10 protein-coding genes are annotated in these 9860 nt (G+C 62.5%); 7 read left to right on the top strand and 3 right to left on the bottom strand.

Annotated elements, in window-relative coordinates:
* Nucleotides 1-375: 375 nt before the first annotated feature.
* Nucleotides 376-2121 (top strand): GGDEF domain-containing protein, encoded by a 1746-nt coding sequence (locus ACODSZ_RS22205; RefSeq protein WP_488928545.1) that lies wholly within the window; start codon nucleotides 376-378, stop codon nucleotides 2119-2121.
* Between the two features lie 3 nt (nucleotides 2122-2124).
* Here ACODSZ_RS22205 and ACODSZ_RS22200 read toward each other — a convergent pair whose 3' ends face one another.
* Nucleotides 2125-3147, bottom strand: a complete 1023-nt coding sequence (locus tag ACODSZ_RS22200; protein WP_241822528.1) for a LacI family DNA-binding transcriptional regulator — start codon at nucleotides 3145-3147, stop codon at nucleotides 2125-2127.
* Between the two features lie 99 nt (nucleotides 3148-3246).
* Nucleotides 3247-3672, bottom strand: a complete 426-nt coding sequence (locus tag ACODSZ_RS22195) for a MarR family winged helix-turn-helix transcriptional regulator (RefSeq protein ID WP_008327948.1) — start codon at nucleotides 3670-3672, stop codon at nucleotides 3247-3249.
* 137 nt (nucleotides 3673-3809) lie between these two features.
* On the opposite strand from ACODSZ_RS22195, the gene ACODSZ_RS22190 reads away from it, so the two are divergent.
* Nucleotides 3810-5024, top strand: coding sequence for an HPP family protein (locus ACODSZ_RS22190; protein WP_488928544.1), 1215 nt, complete (start codon nucleotides 3810-3812; stop codon nucleotides 5022-5024).
* A gap of 577 nt (nucleotides 5025-5601) precedes the next feature.
* A complete protein-coding gene (locus ACODSZ_RS22185) occupies nucleotides 5602-5820 on the top strand; it encodes a DUF1289 domain-containing protein (protein WP_034350195.1) in 219 nt (72 codons plus the stop codon).
* A 7-nt stretch (nucleotides 5821-5827) separates the two neighbouring features.
* Here the strand turns inward: ACODSZ_RS22185 and ACODSZ_RS22180 are convergent, their stop codons facing one another.
* Complete coding sequence (locus ACODSZ_RS22180) at nucleotides 5828-6466, bottom strand: Maf-like protein (RefSeq protein WP_175342396.1); 639 nt, start codon at nucleotides 6464-6466, stop codon at nucleotides 5828-5830.
* A 190-nt stretch (nucleotides 6467-6656) separates the two neighbouring features.
* On the opposite strand from ACODSZ_RS22180, the gene ACODSZ_RS22175 reads away from it, so the two are divergent.
* From ACODSZ_RS22175 to ACODSZ_RS22160, 4 genes are all read left to right on the top strand, one after another.
* Entirely contained in the window at nucleotides 6657-7154 is a 498-nt protein-coding gene (locus ACODSZ_RS22175; RefSeq protein ID WP_217509765.1) for a YceD family protein, read from the top strand.
* A gap of 114 nt (nucleotides 7155-7268) precedes the next feature.
* Nucleotides 7269-7451, top strand: a complete 183-nt coding sequence (gene rpmF / locus ACODSZ_RS22170; protein ID WP_006463510.1) for a 50S ribosomal protein L32 — start codon at nucleotides 7269-7271, stop codon at nucleotides 7449-7451.
* A 220-nt stretch (nucleotides 7452-7671) separates the two neighbouring features.
* Nucleotides 7672-8769, top strand: coding sequence for a phosphate acyltransferase PlsX (plsX, locus tag ACODSZ_RS22165; protein ID WP_008327966.1), 1098 nt, complete (start codon nucleotides 7672-7674; stop codon nucleotides 8767-8769).
* 17 nt (nucleotides 8770-8786) lie between these two features.
* A complete protein-coding gene (locus ACODSZ_RS22160; protein WP_088753655.1) occupies nucleotides 8787-9773 on the top strand; it encodes a beta-ketoacyl-ACP synthase III in 987 nt (328 codons plus the stop codon).
* Nucleotides 9774-9860: the final 87 nt, after the last annotated feature.

Here is a 9860-nt window from a genome sequence, read left to right as displayed (position 1 = left end):
AATCAGGCGTACGGTTTCCCGTACCGTGGGTTCGAATCCCACCCTCTCCGCCAGTTGGCTTGCAGGTTGTAGCAGTTGTAGAGATAAGGCTCTGATTTTTTCAGGGCCTTATTTTTTTGCCCGTCGGTTCCGCGCGGGGCGCATTGCGTTGCCGCGACTGTCATTTCCTGCGTAGTGGATGTTTTTCGAGGGGGAGAACATCGTGTGCGCACCAGCCTCGTCCCATCTGCCGGGAGGGCTTTCCCGGTTTCGTGGCGTCGCCGCGATAGTCTGGTCAACATTTCTTCCCGCTCGCGACCTGGCCGCGCCGTCCTTGGCTGCAGCTTGATATATTCGTCTCATGTATCTGCGTTTGCTTTTCATGGCGGGCTCATCATGTCCCTGAATCGTCTGTTCCGTCTGATCTCGATTGCCTTGCTGACGCTGTTTCTGGCGTTCGCGCTAGCGCTGGTCTGGATGGAGTGGAACACCTATCGCAGCGGTGCCAACAGTGTGCCGGCCCTGCGCAAGCTGCGCCTGGCTCTGCTGGCCATGGAAAAGATTTCCGCCGAGCGCGGCCCGGCCAATGCCGCCATGGGAGCCGGAGCGCCCCTTGCAGCGCCACTGCAGGCCAGGCTGGTCAATGCCCGTACCCAGAGCGATGCGGCTCTCAGTCAGTTGCGCACGGCGCTGGAGGCCGATCCGCGGCTGCGCCAGTCATGGGCCTTGGACAAGGTGCGCCTGGTCCAGCAGGGGCTGGGCCCGGCGCGCGCCAATGTCGACCGGGTGGCGCATCTGGCGCCGCAAGATCGCAGCGACGTGCTGGTGGTGGCCGCCGTGAGCAGCATGGTCGATCTGCTGCCGCTGATGGTGCGCGTGGTCAGCGATCTGAGCAACGAGGCTGACCGGGCCGATCCCTTGCTGCGCGATGGCCTCTCGGCCGTGCGCGCGGTCGCCAGCCTGCGCGAATATGCAGGTCAGGTGGGATCCCGTTTCGTCGCACCCCTGATCGCGCATCGCCAGCTGACCCAGGATGAAGTCATCGAGATCGGGCGTCTCTACGGGCGCATCGAGTTGCTGCGGACCTTCATTGCCGGGCAGGTGGCCAGTTACAGTCGCGATCCCGCATTCGCCTCGGCCGTGGACAGGGTGGAAAAGGAATATTTCGACAGCGGCTTCCAGTTCCTCGATTTTTTGCTGCAGATCGGGCTCAAGGCCGGTGAATATGGCGTCACGCCCGACGATCTTCTCAAGTTCTACGTCCCCCAGATGGCGTCCATCACCGATCTGCGCGACCTGCTCATGAGTGATCTGCTGGAGCAGGCCGAGCGCCACAGCACCCGTGCCCGCGACCTGCTGATCCTGGTGGTAAGCCTGACCTTGCTGGCCTGCCTGTTCTTCCAGATGCTCATGGTGCTTATCGCGCGACGCGTGGTGCGTCCGCTGGTGCAGGCCACCGATCTGGTCGCTGGCCTGGTGGAGGGCAAGCTGGAGCAGGAGATTCCGCAGGCGCGCCATCAGGATGAAATCGGCGCCATGATGCGCGCCTTGCACGTGCTCAAGCAGCGCATGGGTGAGCGCAACAGCCTGGCCAGGGAGCGTGAGGCTCTGATCACGCAATTGCAGGCTTCTTCCAACACCGATTTCCTGACTGGTGTGCTGAACCGGCGCGCCTTCTATACCCATGCCGACCAGCAGTTGGGTGTGGCGCGGCGTTACGGACGGGCGGTGTCGGTGGTGCTGTTCGATATCGACCACTTCAAGCGTATCAACGATACCTACGGCCACCAGGCCGGCGATGCCATCCTGATCGGGGTGAGCCAGTGCGTGGCGCAGTCGCTGCGCAAGGTCGATGTGCTGGCGCGCTACGGCGGCGAGGAATTCATCATCCTGCTGCCCGAATCCGACCTGGTGCAGGCCGCCGCCGTGGCCGAGAAGCTGCGCGCGGCGCTGCAGGCGCGCGTGTTCGAGGTCGAGCAGGAGCGGCGGATCACGGTCACGGCCAGTTTCGGTGTGGCGGCCCTGACCGCTGGCGAGGCGCTGGACCGACTGACCAAGCGTGCCGATATCGCCCTCTATCGGGCCAAGCGTCTGGGGCGCAATCGGGTCGAACTGGCGGGCGAAGAGCTGGAAGAGCCCTGAGCCTCAGGCGCTGTCGCGTTCCAGGATGCAATAGCCGAGGTCGCAGACGGGCTGCGGGACTGGCTGGCCGTCGAAGCGGGTGAGCAGCATCTCGGCCGCCGTCAGGCCAATCTGGTGCGCACTGATCTGCACCGTGGTGAGCGCGGGCAGGACTTCGGTTGCGATCTCCAGATTGGCAAAACCGGCCAGCGCCATGCGCTGCGGTACCGCGATGCCGCGTCGCGCGCATTCCAGCGCGGCGCCGGCGGCCATGACGTCGTTGCTGAAGAAAGCGGCCTCGATGTCAGGTTGCAAGGCCAGGAGGCGACCGAGGGTTTCGCGCCCGGCCTGCAGGAAGCTGCCCATCGGCACCACCAGGTGCACCGGCTCGGGCGTGCCCTGCGCCAGCAGGGCAGCACGCATGCCGGCAAAACGCGCCAGGCCGCGGGGGTCGTCGCCGCCCACGAAGGCCATGCGGCGATAGCCCTTGCGGACCAGATACTCGCCCATGGCCTGCCCGGCGGCGTGGTTGTCAAAGCCCACCAGCATGTCGATGGGCTGCGTGCTCCAGTCCCAGGTTTCCACCACCGGAATGCCGGCCGCCTTGAGGCGCTGGCGCGTGCGCAGCGAATGCTGCACGCCGGTCAGCACCAGGCCATCGACGCGGCGGCCGATGAAGGCTTCCACCAGGCCGGTTTCCGCTTCTTCCGAATAATTGGTCTGTCCCAGCAGCAACTGGTAGCCCTGCAGGCTCAGTTGCTCGGACAGGCCGCGCACGGTCTCGGCAAAGATCGAATGGCTGATGGTCGGCACGATGGCCGCCACGATGCGCGTGCGGCGCGAGGCCAGCCCGCCGGCCAGCATGTTGGGAATGTAGCCCATGCTGCTGATGAAGGCTTCGACCCGTTCGCGCGTAGCGGGGGAGACCTTTTCAGGCGTATTGATGACCCGCGAAACCGTGATGTGCGACACCCCGGCGGCGCGCGCCACGTCTTCCTTGGTGATGGCGCGAACGGGCGCGGCGGCGGGGGCAGTTTTGCGGATCATTGGAGCGCGAGATGAGAAATTGTCGCCAGCATAACAGCAGCTTGCCCCGATCGGGCTGCGGACATCCACAAGCCCGCTTGCGCCGACTCGGCCACCGGGTCAGTCGCGGTCGTTGAAGGCCGAGATGTACGAGACCTGGAACACGCCTGACAGCGACTGCAATTCATCGCGGTGCAACTGCGCCAGGCGATGCAGGTATTGCTCGCCCAGCGCGGTCAGGCGCACCTGGACCAGGCGCTTGTCGCGGTCGTCCGGGGTGCGCGTGACCAGTCCGGCTTTCACGCAGCGCGTTACCAGCGCCACCACGCCATGATGCTGGGCCTGCAGGCGCTCGGCCAGTTCGCTGATGCTGGCCCAGTCGCGACCGGGATAACCCTTGATGTGCAGCAGCAACAGGTATTGCAGCGGCGTGAGCCCTTCGCTTTGGGCGGCATCTTCCGAAAAGCGCAGGAAACGGCGCAATTGGTAGCGAAATTCCGACAGGGCCTCGAAATCATCCTTTTGCAGGCGGGGCGCGGCGCTCATCGGAACAAGCCTGGGCAGTGAGGGGGGACGGAGAGCGGTAAGCAGGACATATATATCATCTTGTGATGTAATTGCGGTGTTGGTGCGGGCGCTGTCACGCCACGCGCCGTGTTGAGAACCGTCGTCACGGAACGGATATGCCCGATTCTATCTTGCTGTGGTTGAAAAGTTTTATTCCTGCCAAGTCCAACGTCGATCGCTTCGAGCGCATGCGTGCGTGTGCCGGCAGTCTGTTCGGCATTCTGCTGGTCGGCCTGATCAGCTATGCGCTGCTGCCGCACGAAGCACACACCATCTGGCTGATCGCGCCGATGGGGGCGTCGGCGGTGCTGCTCTTTGCGGTCCCCTCCAGTCCTCTGGCGCAGCCCTGGTCGATCATGGGCGGCAACCTGTGGGCGGCGCTCATCGGCGTGACCTGCGCGAAGCTGGTGCAGGAACCGGCCTTGGCGGCGGCGCTGGCCATTGCCTTGGCCATCGGCGGCATGTTCGTGCTGCGCTGCATCCACCCGCCCAGCGGGGCGGTCGCCCTGACCGCGGTGCTGGGCGGGCCGGTAGTGCATGACATGGGCTATGCCTTCGTGCTTTCGCCGGTGCTGCTCAATTCGGCGCTGCTGCTGGCTGCGGCCCTGTTCTACAACAATGCCAGCGGGCGCCGCTATCCGCATGCCCAGCACAGCGCTGCGCCCCATCCGCACCAGACGCGGGATGAATTGCCGATGACACGGCTGGGGTTCTCGCCTGACGATCTGGACGAGGTATTGAAGAATTTCAATCAGGTGCTCGACATCGGCCGCGACGACCTGGAAGAGATCTTCCTGCAAACCGAGATGCGGGCCTATCACCGCCGCTTCGGTCAGACCCTGTGTGCGGCCGTGATGTCGCGCGACGTGGTGGCGGTGGAGTTTGCCACCGGTCTGGACGAGGCCTGGCGCCTGTTGCAGCAGCACCGACTGCGCGCCTTGCCCGTACTCGATCGCGGCCGGCATGTGATCGGCATCGTCAGTCGTACCGACTTCCTCGACCATGTCGGTGTGGAAGTGCACACCGGGCTGGCGGCGCAATTGCGCCGCTTGTTGCACCGGGTGCCGTTCTCCCATTCGGACAAGCCCGAAGTCGTGGGGCAGATCATGAGTCGCCCGGTCATCACCGCCCGGGTCGATACGCCCTTGCTGGAGCTGGTGCCGCGCATGGCCGATGGGCTGCATCAGATTCCGGTCGTGCAGGCCGACGGCAAGCTGGCTGGCATGCTGACCCAGTCGGACATGATCGCCGCGCTCTACGAGAAAAACCTGGATGCCGCGCGTGCCGTACCGTCATCTGGCGTACTGGGCAGCCTGCGCAGCGCCGCCTGATCGGCTTGACAGGCGGGCAGGGCAGGCGGAAGGTGGCATTCTGTGCAAGAGAATTCATTCCGGGAGGCTGTGATGAGAACGAATGCGCTGATTTTGCTGGTATCCGCTCTGCTGTTGCTGCAAGCCTGTGACCGCAAGGGCGGTAATCCGCCCAGGCCGGTGACCTCTGCTGCGCAAGGTGTCTGGTTCGCAGCGTGAAGGGGCGAAGGGGCGCCGGGGTGGTGCCGTTGTGGCACAGTTCGGAGGTGAGATATGAGGGGCGTGAATATCTGCTATTGCCACAATAAAGCAGACTCCGTCGGGGTGCATCGCTATAGTTGCACCTGTCTCCTCCAATCTCCTCCTTAAGAAATTGGATTCAAGCCCGCACCTCATGGTCGCGGGCTTTTTTTTGTCTGTTGATTCGAGCGTGGAGCTCAAGGGGGGGGGCGGCTTTGCCTATCCCTTCGATCAGCAGGGGGGCGTCACCGGTTCTTGGTAAGATGGGGGACTCGCAGCCTTTGCAAGTGAAGGTTTTTTCCGGATGCCGGGCAATTCGCTTGTCCCATGCTTCATCTTCCCTATTCAGATTCGCTCAATGTCTTCCAGCTCTCTTTCGCCGTCCGCCGTCTCATCCGCGCCCGAGCGCCCCGACACGCCTTGCGTGGCCGTGTGCTCCACCACCTTCGACGATGTCTGCCGCGGCTGCGGCCGTACCGTCGATGAGGTGGCGCAATGGGTGTTCATGGACAAGGAGCAGCGCGAAGTGGTCTGGCAGCGCATCCTGGCCGAAGGTTACCCGCGCCGCAATTACTGAGCTGCAATTACTGAGCCGCGTCAGCGGCGGCGAAGAAGCTCACGCCGGCTCGTCGCAGCATGCTGGTCAGGGTGATCAAGGGCAGCCCGGTGAGGGCGGTGGGATCGTCGCTGCGGATGCTCTCCAGAATGGCAATGCCCAGGCCTTCGTTCTTGGCACTGCCGGCACAGTCGTAGGGTTGCTCGATCTTCAGATAGGCATCCAGCTCGGTGTCATCCAGATCGCGGAAGCGTACTAGCGTCTGCACATTAACTACTTGCGCCGCCGCAGCAGCATCACGCTGGCGGCTATCCCACAGGCACAGCGCCGTGTGAAAAATGACTTCGCGCCCGCGCATCAGTTGTAATTGTTTTAAGGCATTGGCGTGGTTGCCGGGCTTGCCGATTTGCAGGCCGTCCAGCGTGGCGACCTGGTCCGAGCCGATCACCAGGGCCGGGCCGACGCGCGCAGCAATGGCGGCGGCCTTGTCGCGTGCCAGGCGCAGGGCGGTGGCTTCGGGTGTTTCGCCAGGTTGCGGGGTTTCGTCGATGTCCGGTGCCATGCTCTCGAAGGGCAGGCCGAGGCGGCTCAGCAGTTCTTTGCGATAGACCGAACTGGAGCCGAGGATGAGCCGTAATGGCGAGAGGTTGGTGTGATTTTGCGACATATCGGCAGCGGTGAGTGTGATGTTGTTGGCAAGTAAAACCCGGATTTTGGCCGAAAAACCTCGCCCAAGCGGCTTTATTGCCTCCCGAGGCGAATTTTTTTGCGCGTCAAACGCAGGTGGCGCGCTAAGGCTTTGACTGGTAAGGAAATTTTCTGTTATCATCGCAGGTTTTCCGGATTCTGCTTTGGCTATGAATGCATTTGTTATCGACGCGTTCGAATTCTGCAGGCTGAAACAGCAGGCGCAGGGTGAGATTCCGGTTGCTGAATTAGGTCGTCTGGCGCAAGAGACGGTTGACCGTTCCGGCACGATTCACTGGGCTCTGTCCGGCGATATCGACAAGCTGGGGCATGCTCAACTCAGTCTGGCAGTGTCGGGTGCAGTTAATCTGATCTGTCAGCGTTGCCTGACGGCATTGAATTTCGAGATTGATTCGAAGTCGCTGCTGGTATTGGCAAAAGATGAGGCGCAAGCCGACACCATCGAAGAACTGCTGGACGATGACGAGATCGATGTCATCGTCGGATCAGCCGCCTTCGACGTGAACTACCTGATCGAAGACGAAGCGTTGCTGGCCTTGCCGGTGGCGCCCAAGCATGACGTCTGTCCGGATGGTAGCGTGGCGGCCGAGGCCAAAGGTGCTGAACGGGCTTCCCCGTTTGAGGTACTGAAGAAGTTAAAGCAGTAACAAGTATTGTTGGGGAATGTCTGGCAAAGGCCGGGCAGCGGCACAGCGGGTTTACCTAAAACGGGAATCCTATGTGTTAAAATTTTCAATCTTAAGTAAGGTTTAGGAGTAATCATGGCCGTTCAACAGAACAAAAAGACCCCGTCCAAGCGCGGTATGCACCGTGCACACGACTTTCTGACTGCACCCCCGCTGGCTGTGGAGCCGACGACTGGTGAAACCCACCTGCGTCACCACATCAGCCCCAACGGTTTCTACCGTGGTCGCAAGGTGTTGAAGACCAAGAACGACGAGTAATCTCATTCATTGAGCTTGCTGTTTTTGGAGAAAAGCGGCGCAATGAGCTTCTGTTTCAGGAGGTTCATTTTGCGCCGCTTTTTTATGTCCGCGGCATCTGTCAGCGGACCCGCCTGCCTGCTTGCGTGAAGCTTCATCTGGCGCGCTGACCTAGTGTGCGATTTTGAAGGCTCTCCAATCTGCCTCATAATGTGGGCTGGCAAGGCTCAGAATCAAATCGATGACCATCAAAATTTCAATCGACTGCATGGGTGGCGATCATGGCCCGTCAGTCACGCTCCCGGCCGCTGCCTCCTTCCTCAAGCGCCAACCTGATGCAGAGCTGATCCTGGTCGGCCAGGAAGCCGTGCTGCAGCCGCTGCTGAAGAAATACAAGCTGGCCGGCGAAACCCGCATCCGCATTCACAACGCCACCGAAGTGGTGACCATGGACGACCCGATCGAGGTCGCCCTGCGCCGCAAGAAGGATTCTTCCCTGCGCGTGGCCGTGACCCTGGTCAAGGAAGGGCAGGCCCACGCCGCCGTCTCGGCCGGTAACACCGGCGCCCTCATGGCGGTCTCGCGCTACGTATTGAAAACCCTGCCGGGCGTGGACCGTCCGGCCATCTGCACCATCCTGCCCAACCAGAAGGATGGCCCCACCTATATGCTCGACCTCGGCGCCAACGTCGACTGCGAGCCACAGCATTTACATCAATTTGCACTCATGGGCTCGGCCCTGGTGGCGGTCATGGAAGGCAAGGCCAAGCCGACCGTGGGCCTGCTGAACGTGGGTGAGGAAGACATGAAGGGCAACGAGCTGGTCAAGGCGACCGCCGGCCTGCTGCGCGCCGATCATGAGAAGGGTATTCTCAACTTCTACGGCAACGTGGAAGGCAATGACATCTTCGAAGGCACGACCGACCTGGTGGTGTGCGATGGTTTCGTGGGCAACGTGACCCTGAAAGCCTCCGAAGGGCTGGGGCGCTTCGTCAAGCAGGTGCTCACCAGCGAATTCAAGAAGGGCTTGATCAACAAGCTCGGCGCCCTGATTGCCTATGGCGCCATCAAGGCACTGTCGCGCCGCCTCAACCCTTCCCGCTACAATGGCGCCAGTTTGCTGGGCCTGAAGGGCCTGGTCTTCAAGAGCCACGGCGGGGCCGATGTCTATGCTTTCGAATGGGCCATCCGCCGCGCCTATGACGCGGCCAAGTATGATGTGCTCGCCCGTATTGCCGCCAGCATGGCGGAGCTGATGCCCCAGGAGCAGGGGCGCACGGCCGAGGCCGCTGCCAAGGCTTTCGAGCCGGCACCGGTCTCCCTGGATCAACCGAACTAACAGAGCAAGAAGACGGCATGACCACTTACAGCAAAATCGTCGGCACCGGCAGCTACCTGCCGGCCAAGCGCGTGACCAACCATGAGCTGGCCGCGCAGCTGGCCGAGCAGGGCATCGAGACCTCGGACGAATGGATCGTCACGCGCAGCGGCATTTCCGCGCGCCACTATGCCGAACCGGACCAGCTCTCCAGCGACCTCGCCCTGCAGGCGGCGCAGCGCGCCCTGGAGGCGGCCGGCATGCAGCCCAATGACATCGACCTGATCATCATGGCCACCTCCACCCCGGATCACCTGGGTGGCTTCCCGAGCACCGCCTGTGTGGTCCAGCGCAAGCTGGGCATCACCAATGGCGCGCCGGCCATGGATGTGCAGGCCGTCTGCAGCGGTTTCGTCTACGCCATGTCGGTGGCAGACAGCTTCATCAAATCGGGTGCGCACAAGAACGTCCTGGTCATAGGCGCCGAAGTGTTCTCGCGCATTCTGGATTTCAAGGATCGCACTACCTGTGTGCTCTTCGGCGACGGCGCCGGCGCCATCGTCATGAGCGCCTCGCAGGAGCCAGGCGTGCTGGCGACCAAGCTGCACGCCGATGGCAGCCATGGCCACATCCTGTGCGTGCCGGGCAGTGTCAACAATGGCACCGTCGCTGGCAGCGCCTACCTGTACATGGACGGCCCGGCGGTCTTCAAGCTGGCCGTTTCGCTGCTGGACAAGGTGGCGCGCGAAGCGCTGGAAGCGGCCCGGATGCAATCCACCGAGGTCGACTGGCTGGTGCCGCACCAGGCCAATATCCGCATCATGCAGGGCACGGCCAAGAAGATGGGCCTGCCGCTGGAAAAGATGGTGGTCACCGTGGCCGAGCACGGCAATACCTCGGCGGCCTCGATTCCCTTGGCGCTGGACCAGGCGGTGCGCGATGGTCGCATCCAGCCGGGCCACACCGTCATGATGGAAGGCGTCGGCGGCGGCTTCACCTGGGGCGCCGTGCTGGTGCGCATGTAAAGCGGGCAGGGAGGGGCTGCTGATGTAGTCCTTTCGTTCACTGGCTTCATCGATTTCCTGCATTTTCATCCAATTTACCTACATCCA

Source organism: Herbaspirillum sp. FG34, assembly GCF_057809315.1.
This window is presented reverse-complemented; position numbering and strand designations above follow the sequence as displayed.

Coding starts and splice junctions, on each gene's coding strand:
- ACODSZ_RS22205 (WP_488928545.1), top strand. CDS start 376: ATGTCCCTGAATCGTCTGTTCCGTCTGATCTCGATTGCCTTGCTGACG.
- ACODSZ_RS22200 (WP_241822528.1), bottom strand. CDS start 3,147: ATGATCCGCAAAACTGCCCCCGCCGCCGCGCCCGTTCGCGCCATCACC.
- ACODSZ_RS22195 (WP_008327948.1), bottom strand. CDS start 3,672: ATGAGCGCCGCGCCCCGCCTGCAAAAGGATGATTTCGAGGCCCTGTCG.
- ACODSZ_RS22190 (WP_488928544.1), top strand. CDS start 3,810: ATGCCCGATTCTATCTTGCTGTGGTTGAAAAGTTTTATTCCTGCCAAG.
- ACODSZ_RS22185 (WP_034350195.1), top strand. CDS start 5,602: ATGTCTTCCAGCTCTCTTTCGCCGTCCGCCGTCTCATCCGCGCCCGAG.
- ACODSZ_RS22180 (WP_175342396.1), bottom strand. CDS start 6,466: ATGTCGCAAAATCACACCAACCTCTCGCCATTACGGCTCATCCTCGGC.
- ACODSZ_RS22175 (WP_217509765.1), top strand. CDS start 6,657: ATGAATGCATTTGTTATCGACGCGTTCGAATTCTGCAGGCTGAAACAG.
- rpmF (WP_006463510.1), top strand. CDS start 7,269: ATGGCCGTTCAACAGAACAAAAAGACCCCGTCCAAGCGCGGTATGCAC.
- plsX (WP_008327966.1), top strand. CDS start 7,672: ATGACCATCAAAATTTCAATCGACTGCATGGGTGGCGATCATGGCCCG.
- ACODSZ_RS22160 (WP_088753655.1), top strand. CDS start 8,787: ATGACCACTTACAGCAAAATCGTCGGCACCGGCAGCTACCTGCCGGCC.